22 protein-coding genes are annotated in these 22,886 nt (G+C 33.4%); 8 read left to right on the top strand and 14 right to left on the bottom strand.

The genetic code is table 11. The annotated features are described in order from the left end of the window. Positions 1–26: 26 nt before the first annotated feature. A complete protein-coding gene (gene katG / locus ACXGQW_RS00110; RefSeq protein ID WP_457823089.1) occupies positions 27–2,237 on the bottom strand; it encodes a catalase/peroxidase HPI in 2,211 nt (736 codons plus the stop codon). Between the two features lie 956 nt (positions 2,238–3,193). Beyond that, entirely contained in the window at positions 3,194–4,363 is a 1,170-nt protein-coding gene (locus ACXGQW_RS00105) for a THUMP domain-containing class I SAM-dependent RNA methyltransferase (RefSeq protein WP_457823088.1), read from the bottom strand. A gap of 102 nt (positions 4,364–4,465) precedes the next feature. Here ACXGQW_RS00105 and ACXGQW_RS00100 point away from each other — a divergent pair, with 102 nt between their 5' ends. From ACXGQW_RS00100 to modA, 4 genes are all read left to right on the top strand, one after another. Beyond that, positions 4,466–5,197 carry a class I SAM-dependent methyltransferase gene (locus tag ACXGQW_RS00100; RefSeq protein WP_457823087.1) on the top strand — a complete coding sequence of 244 codons (732 nt, stop codon included), beginning with the start codon at positions 4,466–4,468 and terminating at the stop codon, positions 5,195–5,197. Next, positions 5,194–5,898: a ZIP family metal transporter gene (locus tag ACXGQW_RS00095; protein ID WP_457823086.1), complete on the top strand. Its 705-nt coding sequence runs from the start codon at positions 5,194–5,196 to the stop codon at positions 5,896–5,898. The genes ACXGQW_RS00100 and ACXGQW_RS00095 overlap by 4 nt, the downstream gene beginning before the upstream one ends. A gap of 90 nt (positions 5,899–5,988) precedes the next feature. Beyond that, entirely contained in the window at positions 5,989–7,296 is a 1,308-nt protein-coding gene (locus tag ACXGQW_RS00090) for an alginate export family protein (protein ID WP_457823085.1), read from the top strand. After that, complete coding sequence (modA, locus tag ACXGQW_RS00085) at positions 7,293–8,066, top strand: molybdate ABC transporter substrate-binding protein (protein ID WP_457823084.1); 774 nt, start codon at positions 7,293–7,295, stop codon at positions 8,064–8,066. Before ACXGQW_RS00090 ends, modA begins: the two co-directional genes overlap by 4 nt. An 83-nt stretch (positions 8,067–8,149) precedes the next feature. Here the strand turns inward: modA and ACXGQW_RS00080 are convergent, their stop codons facing one another. From ACXGQW_RS00080 to ACXGQW_RS00040, 9 genes are all read right to left on the bottom strand, one after another. Next, entirely contained in the window at positions 8,150–8,965 is an 816-nt protein-coding gene (locus tag ACXGQW_RS00080) for an enoyl-ACP reductase FabI (protein WP_457823083.1), read from the bottom strand. Positions 8,966–9,024: 59 nt separating this feature from the next. After that, positions 9,025–10,686, bottom strand: coding sequence for a DNA repair protein RecN (recN, locus tag ACXGQW_RS00075; RefSeq protein WP_457823082.1), 1,662 nt, complete (start codon positions 10,684–10,686; stop codon positions 9,025–9,027). A 12-nt stretch (positions 10,687–10,698) separates the two neighbouring features. Then, positions 10,699–11,595, bottom strand: coding sequence for a type IX secretion system protein PorD (gene porD, locus ACXGQW_RS00070; RefSeq protein WP_457823081.1), 897 nt, complete (start codon positions 11,593–11,595; stop codon positions 10,699–10,701). After that, positions 11,588–12,799 (bottom strand): bifunctional phosphopantothenoylcysteine decarboxylase/phosphopantothenate--cysteine ligase CoaBC, encoded by a 1,212-nt coding sequence (gene coaBC, locus ACXGQW_RS00065; protein ID WP_457823080.1) that lies wholly within the window; start codon positions 12,797–12,799, stop codon positions 11,588–11,590. Before coaBC ends, porD begins: the two co-directional genes overlap by 8 nt. A 6-nt stretch (positions 12,800–12,805) precedes the next feature. Further along, a complete protein-coding gene (locus ACXGQW_RS00060; protein WP_457823079.1) occupies positions 12,806–13,126 on the bottom strand; it encodes a DNA-directed RNA polymerase subunit omega in 321 nt (106 codons plus the stop codon). A gap of 17 nt (positions 13,127–13,143) precedes the next feature. After that, positions 13,144–13,959: an outer membrane protein assembly factor BamD gene (locus ACXGQW_RS00055; RefSeq protein ID WP_457823078.1), complete on the bottom strand. Its 816-nt coding sequence runs from the start codon at positions 13,957–13,959 to the stop codon at positions 13,144–13,146. A 9-nt stretch (positions 13,960–13,968) separates the two neighbouring features. After that, positions 13,969–14,853 carry a 4-hydroxy-tetrahydrodipicolinate synthase gene (gene dapA / locus ACXGQW_RS00050; RefSeq protein ID WP_457823077.1) on the bottom strand — a complete coding sequence of 295 codons (885 nt, stop codon included), beginning with the start codon at positions 14,851–14,853 and terminating at the stop codon, positions 13,969–13,971. 156 nt (positions 14,854–15,009) lie between these two features. Further along, entirely contained in the window at positions 15,010–16,392 is a 1,383-nt protein-coding gene (locus tag ACXGQW_RS00045) for a trypsin-like peptidase domain-containing protein (RefSeq protein WP_457823076.1), read from the bottom strand. Positions 16,393–16,457: 65 nt separating this feature from the next. Further along, complete coding sequence (locus tag ACXGQW_RS00040; RefSeq protein ID WP_457823075.1) at positions 16,458–16,805, bottom strand: phage holin family protein; 348 nt, start codon at positions 16,803–16,805, stop codon at positions 16,458–16,460. Positions 16,806–16,924: 119 nt separating this feature from the next. On the opposite strand from ACXGQW_RS00040, the gene ACXGQW_RS00035 reads away from it, so the two are divergent. From ACXGQW_RS00035 to ACXGQW_RS00020, 4 genes are read left to right on the top strand one after another with little or no spacing between them, the layout of a single operon-like run. Continuing rightward, a complete protein-coding gene (locus ACXGQW_RS00035; protein ID WP_457823074.1) occupies positions 16,925–17,707 on the top strand; it encodes a diaminopimelate epimerase in 783 nt (260 codons plus the stop codon). Next, a complete protein-coding gene (locus tag ACXGQW_RS00030) occupies positions 17,700–18,227 on the top strand; it encodes a GNAT family N-acetyltransferase (RefSeq protein ID WP_457823073.1) in 528 nt (175 codons plus the stop codon). Before ACXGQW_RS00035 ends, ACXGQW_RS00030 begins: the two co-directional genes overlap by 8 nt. A gap of 6 nt (positions 18,228–18,233) precedes the next feature. Then, positions 18,234–19,256, top strand: a complete 1,023-nt coding sequence (gene mltG, locus ACXGQW_RS00025; RefSeq protein WP_457823072.1) for an endolytic transglycosylase MltG — start codon at positions 18,234–18,236, stop codon at positions 19,254–19,256. A gap of 30 nt (positions 19,257–19,286) precedes the next feature. Then, entirely contained in the window at positions 19,287–20,276 is a 990-nt protein-coding gene (locus ACXGQW_RS00020; protein ID WP_457823071.1) for a J domain-containing protein, read from the top strand. A 9-nt stretch (positions 20,277–20,285) separates the two neighbouring features. Here ACXGQW_RS00020 and ACXGQW_RS00015 read toward each other — a convergent pair whose 3' ends face one another. Genes ACXGQW_RS00015 through dnaA form a run of 3 tightly spaced genes read right to left on the bottom strand, consistent with a single transcriptional unit; the run spans position 20,286 to position 22,886 of the window. Then, positions 20,286–20,990: an SAM-dependent methyltransferase gene (locus tag ACXGQW_RS00015; protein WP_457823070.1), complete on the bottom strand. Its 705-nt coding sequence runs from the start codon at positions 20,988–20,990 to the stop codon at positions 20,286–20,288. Beyond that, positions 20,991–21,449, bottom strand: coding sequence for a low molecular weight protein-tyrosine-phosphatase (locus ACXGQW_RS00010; protein ID WP_457823069.1), 459 nt, complete (start codon positions 21,447–21,449; stop codon positions 20,991–20,993). 6 nt (positions 21,450–21,455) lie between these two features. After that, on the bottom strand, positions 21,456–22,886 hold the full coding sequence (gene dnaA, locus ACXGQW_RS00005; protein WP_457823068.1) for a chromosomal replication initiator protein DnaA: 1,431 nt from the start codon (positions 22,884–22,886) through the stop codon (positions 21,456–21,458).

The raw sequence follows: 22,886 nt of genomic DNA, 5'->3' as shown, positions 1-22,886 counted from the left end.
TTTTGTTTCGACAATAATTCAATTTATTACAAATCAAATCTATCTAAATTCATTATTTTGTTCCATACTTTTACAAAATCTTGCTCAAATTTGGTTTCATTCCCTTTGGCAGCATACACTTCTGCAATGGCTCTCAGCTCTGTGTTTGATCCAAAAATTAAATCAGCTCTCGTTGCGGTCCACTTTACTTTTTCTGTTTTTCTGTCCTTTCCCTCAAACAGTAATCCTGCATCAGAAATATCACTCCACACCGTATTTAAATCTAGTAAATTCACAAAAAAGTCAGGAGTTAATTTTTCAGGAGTAGTGGTTAAAACTCCGTGAGCAGAACCATCATAATTAATATTGATAACTTTTAATCCTCCCATCAAAACTGTTAATTCTGGAATAGATAGAGTTAGTAATTGAGCTTTGTCAATCAGCAATTTTTCAACAGCTGGTTTTAGTCCTTTTTTTACGTAATTTCTAAAACCGTCTGCTAAAGGTTCCATTACTTTAAAGGAATCTACATCTGTATCTTCTAAAGAGGCATCTGCCCTACCCGCTTTAAAGTCCAAAGAAGTTTTATGATCTATCGCTTTTTCTATACCCACATTTCCTCCTAATACTATCAAATCTGCTAAAGAAACTTGCTTGTGATCCTCATCAAAACCATCCTTTATACTTTTATAGACCGCTAGTACTTTGTCTAACTGTTGAGGATTATTTACTTCCCAATTTTTTTGAGGAGCCAAACGCACCCGAGCTCCATTAGCTCCACCTCTCATATCCGAACCTCTATAAGTTGATGCAGATGCCCACGCAGTTCCCACCAATTCTGAAACTGTTAAATCTGCATCTCCAATACTCGCTTTTAAAGATATAATATCAACATCACTTAAAGGATTACTTGTAGTTTTTGGTATAGGATCTTGCCAAACAAAAACCTCTTTGGGAACTTCTTCTCCTAAATATCGGTCGGTTGGTCCCATATCTCTATGTGTTAACTTAAACCACGCTTTGGCGAAAGCTTCTTCAAAAGCTTTGGGATTTTCTTTAAATTTCTTAGAAATCTCTAAGTACTTCTCATCTATTTTTAAGGCTATATCTGCCGTAGTCATCATTAATTCTTGAGATTCACTACTGTTGCCTGCTTTTGGTGCTTTCTTGGCCTTAGGAGCTTCTGCAGGTTTCCACTGATGTGCTCCCGCAGGACTTTCAGTTAGTTCCCAATCATAATCTAATAACACCTTGAAATAATCGTGATCCCAAGTGGTTGGATTTGGAGTCCAAGCTCCCTCAATTCCGCTAGTAACGGTATCATCTCCTTTACCAGAATTGAAACTATTTTTCCATCCCATACTCATTTCTTCAATACTCGCCCCAGCAGGTTCTGCACCTACATATTTATCAGCATTGGCAGCACCGTGAGCTTTACCAAAAGTGTGCCCCCCTGCAACTAAGGCTACAGTTTCTTCATCATTCATAGCCATACGAGCAAAAGTATCTCTAATATCAAATGCTGACGCTTTTGGGTCTGGATTTCCGCTAGACCCTTCGGGATTTACGTAAATCAATCCCATATTACTAGCTGCTAATGGCTGCTCTAATTCTCTATCTCCAGAATAACGCTTGTCTTCTGCCAACCACTCTGTTTCTTCTCCCCAATAAATATCTTGCTCTGGCTCCCAAGTATCTGCTCTACCACCTGCAAAACCAATGGTTTTAAATCCCATAGATTCTAAAGCACAATTACCTGCTAAAATCATTAAATCTGCCCAAGATATCTGATTCCCATATTTTTGTTTGATAGGCCATAATAGTAATCTGGCTTTGTCTAAATTACCATTGTCTGGCCAGCTATTTAAAGGAGCAAAACGCTGTGAACCTGATGTTGCACCTCCTCTACCGTCTTGTAATCGGTAAGTACCAGCACTATGCCATGCCATACGAATAAACAAAGGTCCGTAGTGTCCATAATCCGCAGGCCACCAATCTTGTGAATCAGTCATTAATTGAAACAAATCTTCTTTAAGTCCCTTGTAGTCTAAACTTTTAAAGGCTTCCGAGTAGTCAAAATCTTCTCCCATAGGATTAGATTTGGAAGCTTGTTGTCTTAAAATATTTAAATTTAATTGATTAGGCCACCAATCTTTATTATCGGTTCCTTGCCCTGCTGTTTTTTTTGGTGATGATGAAGCACTATCGTGTCCAAATGGGCATTTGCCTTCTTGACTATTTATTTTGTAATTATCCATATGATATTTTTTAACTTTTCTTTCAAATTTAATGAGATTACTAATTAAATCAATAGTTTTTAAATATGATTAATTTACTGTGTTATCATTAAAACTTATAATACATAGTATTTAATTACTAGTCGACTAAAATGTCAGATGATGACAAATAAAGTAAGGCTTTGAGAATAGCGATACGTAAAAGCAAAGATGTATTTATTTTTAAAAAAATAATTGTTTTTTCAACTTTAATTGCTAGAACTAAAAATTTTGAACCTAAATAGTTCACCACTGGGAATAAAAGCTTCAGTATTCGATGAATTTATTTTACTCTAAAATTTGATCATGAAAAAGACAGTATTAAGTCTTTATATCAGCGATGATTCGAGCTAGAGTTTCTTTATATTTGAAGGAAAAGGGCCTGTTTCTTTTTTTCAAATCTCACATGATTTGTAGGTAATACTTTGAGCAATAGTATACTCTTGGCTTAGATAAGTTACTTTATGGACAAAAAAATAAAATCAACAATGGTCTATTTGGATTCTTTCATGAAATTGCGTTTTTGACTTGGTTAATAAGATAAATAATATGTTTTAGAAAATCCTATCAACCAAATTAGACATTATACATCACTTTCAATACCCAATAAATACAAGCTCAATCTAACAAAGGGTATATTAGTCATCTGTTACAAAACATTAACTTCAAATAATACTGAATATTCTTTGTTTGTCTTTGCGAATAAATCTCGTGAATTTTTGTGATTAAACTGCTTAAAACAAAATAAGAAATTAATCAAACCCGAGTTGTTTGTTCAATCTCTTAATAGGGATGTTAACGTTTAGAAATCAAACTTATGTGTTCTTATTCGAACTCAAATATATAATTTGTTTTTCATAAAAACATCCCCAAAATTATATCTAATTTTTGGGGACACTCAACAAAATTCAGTTTTTTATTATAAACGCAACCGATTATTAATAATCGTTTTTCTTTGCTTTTTTACTTCCCTCGTAAATTTCGTACTTAACAAATTTACAATCTAAATCACTGTTTTTAATCGCAATCCTTCGGCTTGTTTTTAACCCAACATACTTTAAGGCTTCTATATCTGATGTGATGAACCAAGCTGATGAGTTGTGATAATGATGCTTTAGTGTATCTCCTATATTTTTATAAAAACCTTCAATATCATCTAACTTCAACCTTTCTCCATAGGGTGGATTGAACAATATAGTTGTAGGGCCAAAAACTTCTTTTTTGGAGTTAAAAAAGTTAACGTGATGCACTCCTATAAAATCTTCTAAATTTGCGTTCGCAATATTCTCATTGGCTTTTCTAACTGCAGAAGGAGCTTTGTCGAACCCCATAATTTTGCATTGCGGATCGCGTATTTTTTTAACTAAAGAATCTTGAATAATAAAGAACAAATCTTCATTAAAATCTTTCCACTTTTCAAAAGCAAATTCTTTTCTGTTAATATTGGCAGGAATGTTACAAGCAATCATTGCTGCTTCTATCAATAAAGTTGCTGAACCACACATTGGGTCTATAAAATTCTGATCTCCGTTGTACCCAGACAGTAATATCAAACCAGCCGCTAAAACTTCGTTAATCGGAGCTAAATTGGTGTTTAATCTATAACCTCTTTTATGTAAAGAATCTCCAGAGCTATCTAAAGAGACTGTCGCTATACCGTATCTATCTACATGGACATTTACCTTTAAATCTGGGTGCTTAATATCTACATCTGGTCTAGCATCGTACTTAGCCATGTAGTAATCAGCAATAGCATCTTTTGTTTTTAATGCCAAATAATGAGTATTGCTCGTTAAACCACTAAACTGGTTGGTTCCCTTAGTTGCAAAAGTCCCATTAACTTCTAAGTATTTTTCCCATCTAATTTTTAAGAGATTTTTATATAAATCATCTTCGTTTCTAATTTTAAATTTTACGATAGGTTTTAAAATTCTAATAGCGGTTCTTAAAAACAAATTGGCCTTATACATAAACCCCTCATCACCAACAAATTCTACCATTCTGACTCCAGCTCTAACCTCTTGAGCTCCCAATTGTTTTAATTCATTAGACAAAACCTCTTCTAAACCTTGTAAAGTAATGGCTACCATTTTAAAATCGTCTCGCATAAACTAGTATATTTTAATGCAAAAGTAATTCTTTGTAATGTCTTTTGAATAAAACTACTAAAGAATAAATTAACTAAATTTGACACTCAACAAAATTACCGCATGGAACAAAGCAAAACATGGTTTAGCGAATGGTTTAACACCACTTATTATCATATTTTATACAAACACAGAAACAATGACGAAGCAAAAATATTTATAGAAAATTTAGTTTCTTTTCTAGAACTTCCCAAGAACAAAACTATACTAGATTTGGCATGCGGAAAAGGAAGACATTCTATCTTTTTAAACTCGTTAGGTTATACTGTTATTGGTGCAGATTTATCAGAAAACAGCATTGCTTTCGCCAATCAGTTTGCCAATGAGTATTTAAATTTCAAAGTTCAAGATATGCGTGAACCATTTAATGTAAAGGTAGATGCTGTTTTTAATATGTTTACCAGCTTTGGTTATTTTGATGATGATAACGAGGATGTAAAAGTTTTATCTAACATTCAAAAGTCCTTGATAGAGAATGGTGTTGCTGTAATAGATTATATGAATGTGAATAAAGTCATTAAAAACTTGGTTGCGAGTGAAATTACACACAGAGATCATTTAGAATTTCATATCAAAAGACACCTTACTAATGGCTTTATCACTAAAGATATTCACTTAAAAGATAAAAATGAAACTTTTAACTTCCAAGAACGAGTAAAAGCTATTGATTTAGACAAATTCAAAAGCTATTGTAAGCTAGCCAATTTAAAAATTAAGCATATCTTTGGCGACTATAATTTATCAGAATTTAACGAAGAAACTTCTGATAGACTGATTCTGATTCTAACCCAATGATATACCTATACTTAATAACATCTGTACTTATAAGTGTTATTTTTGTAACGATTAGTCAACCCAAAAAAAAGTTTATTCAATTATTACTTTCTTTTAGTGGTGCGTATTTACTATCCATGACTATTAGCCATTTATTACCCGAAGCATTTGGTATGTACGGAGACCACCATCAGCATGATACGGAGATGGTTAGTATTAAGTTAATTGGTGTTTTTATTTTATTGGGAATTATTGTTCAGCTAGTTTTAGAATCTTTTTCTAAGGGTGCTGAACACGGACACGTACACATACACAGCAAAAACAAACAATTTCCTTGGATGTTATTTGCTAGCTTGTGCTTGCATGCTTTTTCCGAAGGAGTTCCTTTAGGGTACGAGAACAATGAGTCGTTTTTATGGGCAATCGTTATTCACAAAATACCTGTGGGAATTGTTCTTACCTCTTTCTTTTTACAGCACAAATATGATGTTAAGAAAGTAGTTTTTTTTATGACCGCTTTTGCTTTTATGAGCCCTTTAGGTAGTTTGTTAGCTTCTCAAATTCACTTCTTTCAACATTATCAGCAATATATTACCGCTATTATCATAGGAATTTTTCTACATATTTCTACAGTTATTTTGTTTGAGAGCTCTGAGAATCACAAATTCAGCTTTCCGAAATTTGTAGCCATTTTGTTGGGTATGGGAGTTGCCTTAATTTAAATTTTACGACAGTTTCGTTCAAAAAAGTAGATGGTAACAATCGGTGGCTGTTGCTAATTTTTACTAGGTTTGTAATCCAAAAACAAAATCATGAGCAATAAATATTTAAGTCTTGTTTTTTTAGTTGTTATACTACTTACAAACGAATCATACTCTCAGGATATCCCGTTGATAAAGGGAGATTTAAATGTTGATGCTGAATATAGACCTAGAACAGAATTGAGAAGAGGTTATAGAGCATTACCACGTAAAAATGACAAAGCTTCTTTTTCAACATCTCATAGAGCTAGAATTAACTTAGATTACAAAATTAACAACTTTTTATTACACACAACTTTACAAGATATTAGGGTTTGGGGAGATACTGATACGAGAGATGCTGATGGAAAAGCGCAATTTTTTGAGTTTTATGTGCAGCCTAAAATTAGCGAGAATTTATATGTTAGAGTCGGTAGACAAAGAATTAAGTATGATGATCAACGTTTTTTTGCTGAAAACAATTGGAGACAAGCGGGTGGCCAACACGATGCTGTTAAGTTTATGTATCAGAAAAATAACGTCAAATCAGATTTGATATTGGCTTACAACCAGAATCGCCAAAACCTATTTGGGAATCAACACGATATTGATTGGGATTTTTACAGAGGACTGATTGCAAATTACTCAAAAATAGAACTCAACAATCAGTTAACTGTTACAGGATTAAACTTTGCAGATGAATACACGGACCCTAGTACCGATAACAAAAAAGGATACTGGAAGTTTACCAATGGGGGAACTATCAATTACCATAATCGTAATTTGATGTTATCCCTTGCAGCTTATTATCAATGGGGTAGAATAGAAAGTGGAAAAAAACATCGTGCTTTTTATATAGAGCCCAAGGTTAAATTGAACTTTAGCGAAAAATATAGTTTAACCATAGCTACCCAAGTTTTTAGTGGAGATGGTAACAACAATGATGATAAATCCAGTGCTTTTTTAACTCAATACGGTGCATTTCATAGACACAATGGCCAATTGGATTATACCCAATTAACAGTTAGAACTAATGAACACGAAGGAATCATCAATCCTTACATTACGCAAGACTACAAATTCACTAACAAACTAGCTTTAAATTGGCAAAGCCACTTGCTAGGAGCTGAAACGAACTTATTTGAGAATACAGATAACGGTAGAAAAAAGTTGAACAAATTTTATGCTTGGGAAAACGATTTTAAGTTTATTTACCGTGCAAATCATTATACCAAGTTGGAAATGGCTTATCTATTTCTATTGGCTAATGATGGTATTAAAGCTTTGAGTGTACCTCAAAATGGTGATACTAGTGAGGTTGCACAATTTTTATATTTAGCAGTTACTTGGACTCCTAAACTTTACAGCTCTAAAAGATGATGAAAATTTGCAAACTCATTATTCTAGCCTCTTTGTCATTACTTTTATCATCCTGTACTCACAACACAAAAAAAGGAATTAATATTGCTGTGGCTGCCAATATGCAATTTGCTATCAAAGACATTTGTAGTGAATTCACCAAGCTAACCAACGTTAAATGTAATATTATAATAGGTTCGTCAGGAAAGTTAACCACACAGATAGAGCAAGGAGCTCCTTACCACGTATTTCTGTCGGCAGATATTAAATATCCACAATACTTGCATCAAAAAAAAATCACCTCTTACAAACCTTTTACCTATGCTTATGGGCATTTAATTCTTTGGTCTAATCACAATGATATAGATATCAACCTTAAAAAGCTAAACAACCTTAACATTAAGCATATTGCTATGGCCAACCCTAAAACTGCACCTTACGGATTTGCAGCTGATCAGGTGTTGAATAACTTAAAATTAAAAGATATTTTAGAATCGCAACTAGTCTATGGCGAAAGTGTTTCTCAGGTAAATCAATTCGTACTTTCTAAAACAGCACAATTGGGTTTTACTTCAAAGTCCGTAGTTCCGTATATCATCAAAAATAAAACGGGCCAATGGAAGGAAGTCCCCCAAGAGTTTTACACCCCTATAAAGCAAGGAGCTATAATCATCAACCTACATGACCAGAAATTAAAGCAAAGCCTTGATTTTTTAGAATTTTTAAAATCTAAAGAAGTAAGTGAAATTTTAATTAAGTACGGCTATACCCCTGTTACTACCCAATCATAAAAAACTAAGTGCAAGTAGTTGATAAAACAAAAAAGCTACGCGTAAATGCGTAGCTTTTTTAGTATATATTGAATGGCGAAATACTACTCTTGATCGTCAAAAGCAGCCATTATTTCTGTAGAAACTCCCATGTTAGAGAATCCTCCGTCGTGAAATAAGTTTTGTAAAGTAACTTTTTTAGTTAAATCAGAAAATAACGTAATCGTGTAATCTGCACAATCTTGAGCAGAAGCATTTCCTAATGGTGACATTTTCTCTGCATAGTTAATAAATCCAGAAAATCCTTTTACGCCATTCCCAGCGGTAGTGGCTGTAGGAGACTGAGAAATTGTATTTACACGTACTTTGTGATCTCTACCAAAGAAATATCCAAAAGAACGAGCAATAGACTCTAAATAAGCTTTATTATCAGCCATGTCGTTATAGTCTGGAAATACTCTTTGAGCGGCCATGTAAGTTAACGCCACAATAGATCCCCATTCTGCCATAGCATCTTTTTTGTATAAAACTTGCATTACCTTATGAAAAGATAAAGCAGAAATATCAAAACCTTTATGAGTAAAATCGTAGTTATTATCTGTGTAATGAATTTTTTTACGAACATTTACAGACATTCCAATAGAATGCAAAACAAAATCGATTTTTCCACCTAAAATCTCAACAGACTTTTCAATTAAGTTTTCAATGTCTTCTAATTTGGTAACATCCGCAGGAATGATTTCAGAACTAGTTTTTTCAGCCAATTCGTTAATTTGTCCCATACGCATTGCTATTGGTGCATTTGTTAACACAAATGTTGCTCCCTCCGCGTGTGCAGATTCTGCAACTTTCCAAGCAATTGAATTTGAGTCTAAAGCTCCAAAAATGATTCCTCTTTTACCTTTTAATAAATTGTACATATGTATAGTTTAATATAATAGTGTTCTTTTTTTTCAATGTTGACAAATATAAGTTATTCCTATGAAATACTTAACAATTGTTCCGCATGTTCTATAGCCGATTGAGATTTGTCCTTTCCTCCTAGCATCTCGGCAATTTCGTCAATTCTTTCTGTGGGCTCTAATTGCGTAAGATAAGTAACCGTTTCTGGTCCTTCTATTTTTTTATAAACCTTATAGTGGTGTTTCCCTTTTGAAGCCACTTGAGGTAAATGCGTAATAGTTATAACTTGCATATTTTTGCCCATTTCAACCATCACATCCGCAATTTTAGTAGCCACTTCCCCAGACACTCCTGTATCTATTTCATCAAACAAAATGGTAGGTAAATTAACAGATTTAGATAATATCATTTTAATCCCCAACATTACTCTAGATAATTCTCCTCCAGAAGCTACTTTTCCTAACAATCCAAAATCCGATCCTTTGTTAGAAGCCAACATAAATGACAAGTCGTCTATACCATATTCTGTGAACACCTCGTCAGTAGTAATAGTTACTTTAAACTGAGCATTTTCCATACCTAGTTTGGATAATACTCCTTCTAAATCTTTTTTAAACGCAGCAGTAACTTTTTTTCTTGCTGATGATATTTTTTGTGCAATATCTAAAGTAGCTTTTTTGTTTTCTAAAACTTTTTGCTCTGCCTCTAGCAAAAGATGAGCTGCATACTCTACCTGCGATACTTTAATTGCTAACTGATTTCTTTTTTCTATCAATTCACTTAGTGACGTTACAAAGTGTTTTTTCTGTAACTCAAACAATAAACTTAACCTATCATTTAAAGACTCCAAAGTAGCAGGGTCAGCTTCTATATTTTCAACGTGTTTTTCCAATTCAAAAACCAAATCGTCCAATTCAATTTGAACGCTCTTGGCTCTTTCATACATTGCTTGATAAACATGATCGAAAGGTGCTATTTTAGATAATTTTGCCTGTAGTTGATGAAGTAAATATTGAACTCCAGTTTGTTCGTCTGTAGAAATATGCAGACTTTCAAATAAGCCTTCTTTGATATCTTCTGCGTGGGATAGCTTTTCTATTTCTGCTTCTAAAGACTCTATTTCATTAGGAGCTTTTAACTCAGCTTGTTCTAATTCTTGATAAAGGTGTAAATTATACTCATATTGTTGCCTTGCCTCTTCTTGGCTATTCTGCAAAGCTTTAAAGTCTGTAACGGCTTTCTTGTATGTTTTTAAGGATTTTTGATATTTAACCAATAACACCTGATTATTTGCCAAAGCATCTACAACATAATATTGATAGTGTTTATCCGATAAAGATAATGTGTTATGTTGAGAGTGTATATCTAACAAATGCTCCTTTAAGGTTTGTAATGCCTTTAAATTAACGGGAGTATCATTCACAAAAGCTCTACTTTTTCCACTAGGTAAAAGTTCTCTTCTTATAATAGTTATCTCTTCATAATCTAAGTCTAAGTTTTCAAAAATAGTTGATAATTGGTAAGCGTTGATTTTAAACTCAGCCTCAATTACACATTTTTGTTCTTTGTCTTTAAGATTACTTAAATCTGCTCTATTTCCTAAAACCAAACCTAACGCTCCTAGCAAAATAGATTTACCCGCTCCTGTCTCTCCTGTAATCACAGAATAACCTTGACTAAAATCTACTTTCAGATTTTTTATCAAAGCATAGTTCTTAACAGATAATGCTAATAACATAGTTGTTAAATTTTAGTTAGAATATATTTGTTTCCACTTTTTGGAATTGTTCGCAGATACTTTTTTTAAAACAGCAATAAGTTCTGTAGTATCTATTCCTCTGTTTTTCCTAAAAATATTTATAATTTCATCAGATTTAGCATCCATAAAACTTCTAATTAAAATATTATTAGGATTAGCATTGTATATATCCTTAAAGGTTAGCAATGACCTTAATAATTTTGTAGCTGCCGTTTTTTGATTCCTTTCAAAAACGTCCATACTATCGTAGTGGTAAGAATATAAAGTTTTTCTAAAAGGTTCGTTTTCTAACGCTAACAGCTGATCTACTAGAGTAAATCTAGTTACCTCGTTCCTAGCGTTTTCCCAACCTGTTGAACCCGATTGTTGTGCTTGATTGGCAATGGTGAGCGCTGTTTGTAAATGTCTTTCTCCACCATCTAAACTAAATGTATCTAAATACAAACCTATAATTACATAACTATAGTAAGAAATGACCGAAATTAAATTGGATTCAAAACCATTACGATTGTAATTTAAAGGCTGAAACTCTATGTAGTTAAAGGAAAATTTGTCATCCTTATGATTGAGAATAGGAGTGTAATAAGTGGAATTAAAAACAGGTCTAGAGGCTTGAATTTGTATACTTCCTCTAAAGTTATTGGTTCCAGACTGTTCTGTAATTATTACAGTAATGGCACATTTGATACGCTCATGCTCCTCAAAATCAATTTTAGTCCACTGCGTTTGGTTAATTAATTCTGATAAAGAATTTTCTAGCGTTTTAAAAATTTGATTATTTGATACTGAGATTTGATCTGCGTTCACAGTAACATTACAGTTTAATTCCTGTGCATTTACAACCGTAAAAACAAGTAGAAAAAAACTTATAAATAATTTTTTAAACATTTAATTTTTGAGTGATTACCGTTAAAATATCTTGAGCTACTTCTGATTTAGATTTCATATCGAAATGCAACATTTCAAAATCTTTATCAATAATAGTAATTTTATTAGTATCTGTTGCAAAACCAGCCCCTTTATCTCTAAGTGAATTTAATACAATTAAATCTAAATTTTTCCTTTGTATCTTACCTTTAGCGTTTTCTTCCTCGTTGTTGGTTTCTAAGGCAAATCCAACCAATAATTGATGTTGCTTGGCTTGTCCTAAAGAGGCTAAAATATCTTTCGTGGGAGCTAATTCTATATTTAAACTAGCATCTTTCTTTTTAATTTTTTGATCTACAACTACAGCAGGTTTGTAATCGGCTACGGCTGCAGAACATATGGCTACATCTACCTTTTGATAGTATTCATGACATACATTATACATATCTTCAGCACAAACTACATCAATTCTTTTTACAAAAGAATGTTTAATACTTTGATGCGAAGGACCGCTAACTAAAATAACTTCTGCTCCTAAATTAGCTGCTCGCTTGGCAATTTCAAATCCCATTTTCCCCGACGAATGGTTTCCTATAAAACGTACAGGATCTATCGCTTCGTATGTGGGACCTGCAGTAATTAATACTTTTTTTCCTTTTAAGGGTAATTTGGCTTGTACATCACTTTCTATAAAAGCTACAATATCTTCTGGTTCTGCCAATCTACCTTCTCCAACCAAACCACTAGCTAGCTCCCCACTGGTAGCAGGAATACAAATATTACCAAAAGAGGTTAATTTTTCAATGCTATCTTTTGTAGATGGATGCTGATACATATCTAAATCCATGGCAGGAGCAAAATAAACAGGGCACTTAGCGGATAAATAAGTAGCTAACAATAAGTTATCGCAAACACCATTGGTCATTTTTGCCAGCGTATTTGCTGTTGCTGGTGCAATAACCATTAAATCTGCCCAAAGGCCTAGATCTACATGATTGTTCCACACAGCATTCTCATCCTCTTCATTATAAAAAGTAGAATGAACAGGATTTTTTGATAGAGTAGAGAGTGTTAACGGTGTAACAAATTCTTTGGAGGCAGGAGTTTGTACTACTTGTACCTCTGCACCTGCTTTTATAAATTGCCTAACTAAATGGGCAGTTTTATAAGCAGCAATTCCTGCACTAACCCCTAACAAAACTTTTTTCCCACTTAATATGCTCATAAAAAACTACTCTTGTTCAGGTTTTCTGTGGTAAACTTTTCCTGCTAACCATTCCTCTACTGCTATTGCGTGTGGTTTTGGTAATTTTTCGTAAAATTTAGATACTTCAATTTGTTCTTTGTTCTCAAATACTTCTTCTAAACTATCGTTAAAAGTTGCAAATTCGTCTAATTTATCTACCAATTCTTTCTTTAAGTCGCTACCTATTTGAGTTGCTCTCTGAGAAATAATAGAAATAGCCTCGTAAATATTTTGCGTTGGTTCTTCTACTTTGTTTTTGTTGTAAGTAACTGTAGACAAAGGAGCTTCTGTTTTTTTGTAATCCATAATTTTATATAATTATTTTAACTGTTTAGTTCTTGTTTTGGTTGTCTTTCTTTCATCAACTTTGCATACAAAGCATCTGCTTCTTCTAAATATGTGGATGATGGGAATGCTTTTTTGTATCTGTTGTAAGTCTTAACGGCTTCGTCAATTCTTTTTTGTTTTTTGTACACTACACTATTGATGGCCAATTGATAAGTGGACTTGAATTTGTAAAGCATTGCTTCTTCTTTGTAAGAAGTACCTAAGTAATCTAAAATTACATTATCAAATGCCACTATTGCAGATTTGTAATAGCCAATCTTATAATATTGTTTGGCAATTTCAAACGCTTTTTTCTCCAACTTCAAATTTAATTCTTTAATTTTCTTGTTGGCCTCTTTAATTCTTTCAGAATCTGGATTCTGATCTATATAGTTTTGGAATGCTTCTAGTGCCTTTTTAGTATCAGTTTGAGTAACGCTATACTTTGGCGAAAGTTCATAATAACTTTCTGCAATTCTGTACTGTGCGTTTCCTAACTCAGTACTTTTAGGATAGTTTCTGATAAATTTTTCGTAATGATAAACTGCCGTTGGGTAATCTTCTATTTCAAAATTTGAATCAGCCAAACGAAATGAAATCACCTCTGCCTGTGGTTTGGTTGCGTATGAAGCCATTGCCAATTCATACAAACGAATCGCTCTGTCATACGATTTTTCTTTGTATAATTTATTGGCTAAATTATATCTTTCTTTTGCCGTTCCTCTATTCAGCACCTTGTTGTAACTTCCGCAAGAAGTTAACAACAAAATCATTAAGGTGAATACTGAACTAAGCTTAAAAATTTTGATCATGAAATATTTTTATGAGGCAACGTAAAACGATTCTACAAATTGTCTTAAAGCTCCCTTTAATTCTACACTAGCTTCTACCAAAGGTAATCTTACAGAAGCATTAGAACTTCCTAAAATCTCCAATAAAGCTTTGATACCTACAGGGTTTCCTTCTTTAAAAATCAACCCTATACTATCCTGTATGTTGTATTGTGTTTTATATGCTTTTTTTCCTTTATCTAATAATCCCAGACGAATCATATGCGAAAATTCACTTGGCAATGCTTGTCCTATCACTGAAATTACTCCAGCTCCACCAGCTAAAGTCATTGGCAAGGCAATCATATCATCACCAGAAATTACCAAAAAGTCACTCGGCACGGCTTTTATCAATCTTAACGCTTGATCCATATCGCCCTTAGCTTCCTTAATTCCTATAATATTGGAAATCTCAGACAACCTCGCTACTGTTTCTGGCAATACATTTGAACTCGTTCTTCCAGGTACATTATATAAAATAATATCAACTGGGCAGTTTTCTGCAATCGCCTTGTAATGTTGATAAATCCCTTCTTGAGAAGGTTTGTTATAATAAGGAGAAACTGATAATACAGCATCGATAGCTGTAAAATCAGTCTCTTTTATCTCGTTGATAATTGCGCTTGTGTTATTCCCACCAATTCCTAATACAATTGGTAATCTACCTGCATTAGTGTCTAAAATAGTTTTCTTTACTAAGGCTCTCTCTTCTTTTGTTAAAGTAGCAGCTTCTGCTGTGGTTCCCAAAACCACAAGATAATCTATTGCGTTTTCTATCTGAAACTCCACCAACTTTTCTAAAGCTTGAACATCTACATTTCCATCGTGATCAAAAGGGGTTATCAATGCAACTCCGGTTCCTAAAAAACTACTCATCTCTTTACTTGTGCTCTTTATATAATTGTGCTAGCCTGCGAATTTACTATTTTATTTATAGATTATCTACACAAATCATCATCGTTACGAATCTCCATATAATAATTTAACATAAATTAAAAACATGTATTTTTTTTAGCAGTATATATACGTAGTTTACCAACCTCTAGAAAAAGTTTCTCTATCTCCTTTTAAATTAATAACCACTAGTTTGTTGATATCCTTTTCTCCTGTAATACTCGCTTTTATTTTTTCTACATCTGTTAAAGAGGCTAGTCTATAGTTGTTAATAGATAATACTACATAACCCGCTCTGATTCCTAATTTTTGTAAATCTTTATTATTTATTTTATTGACCTTAACCCCTGCATCTATTCCCAATTTCTGTTTGTCTGATGCATTTAATTCGCCAAATTCAATTCCAAAAGCTTCTGTAATTAGAGCAGTAACTTCCGATAATTTTACATTTAAATTTTTATCAACACCATCTCTATCCACAGTAACTAGCACTGTATCTCCTGGTCTTTTGGCAGTAAGTTGCCCTACTAAGTCAGAAAATTTGTGAATTTTAACGTTGTTTATTTTTTTAATAACGTCTCCAGATTTCATTCCAGCTTTGTCTGCACCTGTTCCTTTAGATACATCAGAAATGTAAACTCCATCCACATTTGCTTTTACCTGCGTAGTCACACCCAAAACCGCTCTTTTTACAGAACCACTCTCCATCAAATCTTCTACAATTCTTTTGGCTATGTTAGAGGGAACTGCAAAAGAGTATCCTACAAATGAACCTGTCTGAGAAGAAATAGCTGTATTAATACCAATCAACTCTCCTCTTGTATTTACCAAAGCTCCTCCACTGTTTCCTGGATTTACGGCAGCATCTGTTTGTATAAAAGATTCTATATTTCTATTTCCTTCTAAGTCTCTTCCCTTTGCACTAATAATACCCGCTGTAACTGTTGATGTTAAGTTGTACGGATTTCCTACGGCCAGTACCCATTCTCCAATTTTAGAAACGTCCGAATCTCCAAAAGTTACGTAAGGCAAATCTTTAGCATCAATTTTAATCAAGGCAATATCTGTAGACTTATCAGTTCCAATTAATTCTGCTTTATACTTTTTTTGATTGTTTAGGCTAATTTCTATCTCAGAGGCACTTTCGATAACATGGTTATTGGTAATAATGTATCCGTCGGGAGAGATAATCACACCGCTTCCTGTTCCTACCCTTTCGTACTTTCTTCCTCCTCCGTAACCTTGTCCAAAAAATAACTGAGCAAAAGGATCTTGCTGTACACCTACCGAAGTATTTTTAACATGGACAACAGCATTTACAGTTGCTTCTGCTGCCTTGGTAAAATCTGTCAAAGTTTCGGCTGCTACTACATTTGTGTTAGATGTGTATACAGGAAACTGATTTATTTTTTCAACTTCTTTCTCTACAATTACTTCTGACTTCACAAAATAGTGATAGGTGGTTAATGACACAAAACCTCCAAGTAATGCAACTACAAATAATTTAATATGCTGTTTCATGTTTAATATTTTTATTGATTAAACATCATTTTCCAAAAACTGTGCCATTAGAAACAATGTCAGTTTTACGATTCTTTTAAACCAAATACATTTGATAAGAAAGATTGAAGTACTGAAAGTAACAATCCAAAAACAAAGGTCATAAATATAGAACTCACCTCAAAACCTGAAACCAAAGCAGCTGCTATATTGATGATGATTACGTTGATAAACAACAAAAATAAACCTAATGTTAACACTGTTATAGGCAATGTAAAAATAATAAGCACTGGTTTAACCAATACATTTAAAACCCCTAGTACCAGCGCAACCCATATCGCTGTTGACAGAGAGGATACATATACACCTGGTAATAGATTCGCAAGTAAAATTATCGCCACTCCGTTAACGATTAATTGTAGTATAAACTTCATGTTTTTTCTTATAAAATTACAATTATAGTTTAACTAATCATAAAAATACGTGCAATCTGTAGCCTACCAATAACACTGATTTATTTTCTTTGTACTTTTGTTACTCAACAAAACAATAAATGGAGATAACTTTTTATAAATATCAAGGAACTGGAAATGATTTTGTGATCATTGATAATAGAAAATTAGATTTCCCTAGAGAAAACACTAAGCTTGTTAACTTTCTATGTGATAGAAGGTTTGGTGTAGGTGCTGATGGTTTAATGCTACTAAATCCGTCTGATAAGTACGACTTTACCATGGTCTATTACAATTCCGATGGAACAGAAAGTACAATGTGTGGAAATGGAGGACGTTGTTTGGTTGCCTTTGCTCATAAACTCGGTATTTTTAAAACAGAAACTACTTTTGATGCTGTGGATGGTTTGCACTATGCTTCTTACGAAAACGGAGTAACCAATTTACAAATGATTGATGTTAAAGACATCAATATTTATGATAACCATTGTTTTTTAAACACGGGTTCTCCGCATCACGTTGAAATTGTAACCGATATCGAGAAATATGACGTAAAAAATAATGGACATAAAATACGTTACGGTGCTCCTTATTTTGATGAAGGGACCAATGTAAATTTTGTAGCCCCTTTAAATGATGGTTTTAGAGTAAGAACCTATGAAAGAGGAGTAGAAAATGAAACCCTTGCTTGTGGTACTGGGGTTACTGCCGTTGCCATAGCCATGTACGAGAAAAAATTAACCAGCAAGACTAAAATACCGCTGCAAGTTGAGGGAGGTCATCTAGAAGTTTCTTTTGAGCCTACAGATGAGGGTTATAAAAACGTATTTTTAAAAGGACCCGCGACTTTTGTATTTAAAGGGACAATGAATTATCATGAATAAACTTTCTGGCAATCTTGTAAAGCTAAGAGCTATCGAACCAGAAGATTTGGACTTTTTATACAAAATAGAAAATAACGAATCCTATTGGGAAGTAAGCGATACGCAACAGCCTTTTTCTAAATATTTGCTCAAGCAATATATTAAAAACAGTCACTTAGATATTTACGAAGCCAAACAATTGCGCTTTATCATTGTAAACCTCCAAGATATTGCTGTGGGAACTATTGACTTATTTGATTTTAATTCACAACACGCTAGAGCTGGAGTGGGAATTTTGATTCAAGAAAACTTCCGAAAAATGGGATATGCAAAACAGGCTTTGGAATTGATGCATCAGTATGCTTTTTCTAAACTGAATCTGCATCAGTTGTTTGCAAATATTGCTACTGATAATATTTACAGCATTCGACTTTTTGAAACATTGAATTACCAAAAATCGGGAATCAAAAAAAATTGGATTTATAGTAACAATCAATATAAAGATGTTGCTTTTTATCAAATTTTAAAATCTCAATCTTAAACATTTATGAAAAAAATATTTTGGGGCTTGGGGATTTTCTCTCTCTTAATCGTAAGCGTTTCTTGTTATTTTTACAATATCATTTACAGTGGCCAAATACAAAATGATACTAAATTTTTTATAGGTTCTCACGACAATATTGATGATGTGACAAATAAACTGAGTCCCGTGGTAGTTGACATTCAGAATATTAAAACTGTTGCCTCTTTAAAGAAATATACACACGTAAAACCTGGAATGTATGTGTTAAAAAAAGGGATGAATGCCAACGAGATTATTAATTTATTAAGAAGTGGTCGTCAAACTCCTATTAAAGTCACTTTTAACAATCAGCGATATATCGAAAATTTGGCGGAAAGACTTGCCCAACAAATTGAAGCGGATTCTACAGCAATCATCAATAGTTTATTGGATATTGACTTTTTAGAGAACAAAGGCTTCAACAAAAAAACAGCTATAAATTATTGTATGCCCTACACTTACAATTGTTACTGGAATATCAGTCCTAACGATTTAAGAGAAAAACTATATAATGCTTACCAGCGTTTTTGGACCGATGAAAGACTCCTTAAAGCTAAGGATCTCAATTTATCCAAGAATCAAGTTATCACTTTGGCTTCTATTGTTCAAAGTGAAACGCAGTACAAGCCTGAGAGAAAAAGAATTGCAGGGGTGTACCTAAATCGATTAAAACGAGGAATTCCGCTGCAAGCCGATCCTACTGCGAATTACGCTTGGAAAGAAAAGTATGGTCGAGACATTGTTATTAAAAGAACGCTACACAAACACCTAAAACTAAATCACCCTTACAATACATACGTCCAAAGAGGACTTCCTCCTTCTGCTATAGCAATGCCAGACGTGGATGCCATAGACGCCGTATTAAATGCTGAAAGACATTCCTTTATTTACTTTTGTGCAAATCCTGCCAAAGCAGGAACGCATAGCTTTGCCAAAACTTTAGCGCAGCACAATAGAAATGCTGCTATCTACCAAAGATGGTACAGAAAACAATTCTCAAACAGATAAGTTGTATTTTAGTGCTTTAAAAATCAATGAATGCATCAAATAGAAAAATATTACGTCCTTTTGGGAGTTGATAGTGATTCATCTTTGAACGACATTAAAAAAGCTTACAGGAGAAAGGCTAAACAATGTCATCCTGATAAAAATAAAAACGAAAACGCTGAGCAACTTTTTATTGCTCTATCAGAAGCATATCAGTATTTGTGCCAATATAAAAATGATGAAATTCCAGTTTACGAAACCGTAGACCGAGAATTTTATGATGCTAGAGAAAAGGCAAGAGAGCAAGCAAGAGCACATGCTAGAATGCGATACGAGGAGTTTTTAAATAGTGATTTTTATAAAAACGATCAAGCCTTTGTAATTCTTTTAAACCATCTTCAATTTTTTCTTTCCGTTATATTAATTACAGCTCCCATTATATTAACGTCTCATTACGTTTTTAATCAAAAATTAATAGGGGTGATTCTAAGCTTAGCCGCAGCTTTTTTTTGGCAGAGGAATTACAGAAAGCACGTAGATTTAGATCTTGAAGTGTTAAAGGAAGCTTTGCAAACCATTCTAAAAATCAAAGCAAGTCAATACGTTATTTCAATAATTATCAATCTGTATTTATTTGTAAAATATACTTTAAACACAGAATTAAATAACTTTGTTAGCGCTAGCATTTTTATCATCACCAACATCTTTTTATATCTCATTCTCTATTTCTACAAAAGAATAAAACACAAATGGTACCTGCTGAGTATTCCGCTTGCCATCAATTTTATATTTTTTATCAATTACCATTTTTCAAGCTCAGCTACTGAGGAAACTTATTCGTTTAAACACCAATATTCATCTTTTGGAAACAATGCTCAAAAAACTAGTTCTATTATTTTAGAAAACAATAGCTACCACAAAGTTTCTTCTTTTAGAATGTTTACGAGTTTTGAAAAAATGAAAAATAAGCATTACGTATGCTATTCCTTTGAGCAGGGACTTTTTGGTTTAAAAGTGTTAAAGTCGTACCATTTCTTTTAAACAATTCCCTTAAGCATGAACAATAAAAATTGCGGGAATTTTATGTAGCTCTGGCTGTTGATTTTTCCACTCCGCTACAGTATAGGTTCTAATATATTCGTTAGACATGGTAATATTTGCTGCAATACAAAGTTTGGTATTTGCAGATAAGGTAGATTTTAAATCTTCTAACATTTTGATATTTCTGTAAGGAGTTTCTATAAATAGCTGAGACTGGTTGTGCTCTCTAGATACTTTTTCTAATCTCTTAATTTCTCTTTTTCTTTCGTTTTTTTCAATAGGTAAGTATCCATTAAAGGCAAAGCTTTGTCCATTCATACCACTAGCCATCATTGCCATCAGTATAGACGAAGGTCCAACCAAAGGAACTACTCTAATTCCTTTCTTATGCGCTAAAGCCACTACATCAGATCCTGGGTCTGCCACAGCAGGAACACCAGCTTCGGATAATAAACCCACCGAAGTTCCTTCCATACAGATATCTAAATAAGTATTCACCTCAACCGGATCTACATATTTATCAATCAACTTTAGCTTTAGGTTGGGTTGCGATTTTGAAGGTGTAATTTTTTTGATAAACCTACGAGCAGATTTTTCGTTTTCAACAATAAAATAGGTAAGACTTTCCACCACCGATTTCACAGAAATTGGCATAACCTCTAAAGGTTCGTTGTCTCCAAGCGTGGTAGGTATTAAATACAAATTGCCTTTCATCTATTTTATTTTATTGATAATAACATCGCATGCTGTGTCTAGCATTTGAAACACCTGATTAAATCCTTGGTCTCCTCCGTAATAAGGATCTGGAACAGCTACGTTTTTATCAGGATAAACTTCATTCATAATCATGAACACTTTGGCTTTTTCAGCGTTGTTGCTAGCCAGAGATATTATATTTCTATAGTTAGACTCATCCATTGCATAAATAAAATCGAACTCAACTAAGTCCGAAGCCTTTATCTTTCTTGCTTTTTGATTCGTAATGTCTATACCGTTTTTCTTAGCTACCTGAATAGACCTAATATCTGGTGAATTACCTATGTGATAAGCACCTGTTCCTGCAGAATCTACCTCTACATTTTGATGGGTTATTTTAGACTTTAGTATGCCTTCTGCCAAAGGAGATCTACAAATATTCCCCAAACAAACCATCAAAACTTTAGTACGCTTCATCTTTATTTAAAAAGATAATTTTTTAGAAATGTCTTCTACGTACTTTTTAAATTGTTTATCTGTAACGGTTAAGTTATCTACTGTTTTACAAGCATGCAACACCGTAGCATGATCTCTTTTTCCTATTTGAGCTCCTATACTTGCCAAAGAAGATTTTGTTAATTTTTTAGCAAAATACATGGCCAATTGTCTTGCTTGCACAATATGACGTTTTCTTGTTTTGGATTGTAGCGTTGCCAAATCTATTTCAAAATATTTGGACACTACTTTTTGAATATAATCTACAGAAACTTCTTTTTTAGTATTCTTAACAAATTTATCAACTATAGTTTTCGCTAAGGTTAAACTAAATTCTTTTTTGTTAAAGGCCGCTTGAGCAATTAAAGAAGTTACCACTCCTTCCAACTCCCTTACGTTTGTTTTGATGTGTTTTGCTATGAACGCAATCACCTCTTCGGGCACCTCTACCCCATCTCTATAAAGTCTGTTGTTCAGAATATTGATACGAGTTTCATAATCCGGAGCTTGAAGCTCTGCTGATAATCCCCATTTAAATCTAGACAACAACCTTTGTTCAATGTCCTGCATATCCACAGGGGCTTTATCAGAAGTTAAAATGACTTGCTTTCCATTTTGATGTAACTCGTTAAATATTTGGAAAAAAGCATCTTGTGTTTTTGTCTTACCTGATAAAAACTGAATGTCATCTACAATTAGAACATCAATCATTTGATAGAAATGTAAAAAGTCATTTCTATTGTTATTTTTTAAAACAGCATCTCCGTACTGTTGGATAAACTTTTCTGTTGAAACGTATAAAACCGTTTTATCTGGATACTTATCTTTTACTTGAACTCCTATGGCATGTGCCAAGTGAGTTTTACCCAAACCTACTCCACCATATATCATTAACGGATTAAAAGAAGTTCCTCCTGGCTTGTTGGCTACTGCCATCCCTGCAGATCTACCCAATCGGTTAGATTCACCCTCCATATAGTTTTCAAAACAATAATTTGGATTCAAGTTAGACTCTACCTTCACCTTTTGTAAACCTGGAATTACAAATGGGTTTTTCACCTCTCTACTAGCTGTTTTTGAGGAAAATGTCACATTTTGTGGTTTCATAGGTGCTCTGTTCGCACTTGGAATTTTTACTGTTTGCGGTACTTTGCTACTGTAAGAATTTTCTAACCTAACATCATATAATAAACGTGCTTCCTTTCCTAATTCTCTTACCAAAGCACTTCGCATGATTTTAACATAATTTTCTTCTAAAAATTCAAAAAAGAATTTACTAGGAACCTGAATCGTTAAAGCAGCACCCTCCAATTTTACGGGTACAATAGGTTCAAACCATGTCTTATAGCCAACTGGTGTAATGTTATCTTTAATAAAACTTAAGCATGATGCCCATATGTCTTCAGGTGTTTTAATCAT

The organism is Wenyingzhuangia sp. IMCC45533, from assembly GCF_054111225.1.
The sequence above is the reverse complement of the archived record's forward strand: the minus strand, read 5'-3'. Positions and strand labels throughout refer to the sequence as shown.

Bases quoted from the DNA above. Each gene is read 5' to 3' on its own strand.
- recN (WP_457823082.1), bottom strand. From the start codon at position 10,686: ATGTTATTAGCATTATCTGTTAAGAACTATGCTTTGATAAAAAATCTG.
- ACXGQW_RS00055 (WP_457823078.1), bottom strand. From the start codon at position 13,959: ATGATCAAAATTTTTAAGCTTAGTTCAGTATTCACCTTAATGATTTTG.
- ACXGQW_RS00060 (WP_457823079.1), bottom strand. From the start codon at position 13,126: ATGGATTACAAAAAAACAGAAGCTCCTTTGTCTACAGTTACTTACAAC.
- ACXGQW_RS00015 (WP_457823070.1), bottom strand. From the start codon at position 20,990: ATGAAAGGCAATTTGTATTTAATACCTACCACGCTTGGAGACAACGAA.
- ACXGQW_RS00030 (WP_457823073.1), top strand. From the start codon at position 17,700: ATGAATAAACTTTCTGGCAATCTTGTAAAGCTAAGAGCTATCGAACCA.
- ACXGQW_RS00035 (WP_457823074.1), top strand. From the start codon at position 16,925: ATGGAGATAACTTTTTATAAATATCAAGGAACTGGAAATGATTTTGTG.
- ACXGQW_RS00095 (WP_457823086.1), top strand. From the start codon at position 5,194: ATGATATACCTATACTTAATAACATCTGTACTTATAAGTGTTATTTTT.
- ACXGQW_RS00045 (WP_457823076.1), bottom strand. From the start codon at position 16,392: ATGAAACAGCATATTAAATTATTTGTAGTTGCATTACTTGGAGGTTTT.
- ACXGQW_RS00020 (WP_457823071.1), top strand. From the start codon at position 19,287: ATGCATCAAATAGAAAAATATTACGTCCTTTTGGGAGTTGATAGTGAT.
- ACXGQW_RS00100 (WP_457823087.1), top strand. From the start codon at position 4,466: ATGGAACAAAGCAAAACATGGTTTAGCGAATGGTTTAACACCACTTAT.
- modA (WP_457823084.1), top strand. From the start codon at position 7,293: ATGATGAAAATTTGCAAACTCATTATTCTAGCCTCTTTGTCATTACTT.
- katG (WP_457823089.1), bottom strand. From the start codon at position 2,237: ATGGATAATTACAAAATAAATAGTCAAGAAGGCAAATGCCCATTTGGA.
- coaBC (WP_457823080.1), bottom strand. From the start codon at position 12,799: ATGAGCATATTAAGTGGGAAAAAAGTTTTGTTAGGGGTTAGTGCAGGA.
- ACXGQW_RS00080 (WP_457823083.1), bottom strand. From the start codon at position 8,965: ATGTACAATTTATTAAAAGGTAAAAGAGGAATCATTTTTGGAGCTTTA.
- ACXGQW_RS00040 (WP_457823075.1), bottom strand. From the start codon at position 16,805: ATGAAGTTTATACTACAATTAATCGTTAACGGAGTGGCGATAATTTTA.
- ACXGQW_RS00010 (WP_457823069.1), bottom strand. From the start codon at position 21,449: ATGAAGCGTACTAAAGTTTTGATGGTTTGTTTGGGGAATATTTGTAGA.
- dapA (WP_457823077.1), bottom strand. From the start codon at position 14,853: ATGAGTAGTTTTTTAGGAACCGGAGTTGCATTGATAACCCCTTTTGAT.
- ACXGQW_RS00090 (WP_457823085.1), top strand. From the start codon at position 5,989: ATGAGCAATAAATATTTAAGTCTTGTTTTTTTAGTTGTTATACTACTT.
- mltG (WP_457823072.1), top strand. From the start codon at position 18,234: ATGAAAAAAATATTTTGGGGCTTGGGGATTTTCTCTCTCTTAATCGTA.
- ACXGQW_RS00105 (WP_457823088.1), bottom strand. From the start codon at position 4,363: ATGCGAGACGATTTTAAAATGGTAGCCATTACTTTACAAGGTTTAGAA.
- porD (WP_457823081.1), bottom strand. From the start codon at position 11,595: ATGTTTAAAAAATTATTTATAAGTTTTTTTCTACTTGTTTTTACGGTT.
- dnaA (WP_457823068.1), bottom strand. From the start codon at position 22,886: ATGATTAAAACACCTGAAGACATATGGGCATCATGCTTAAGTTTTATT.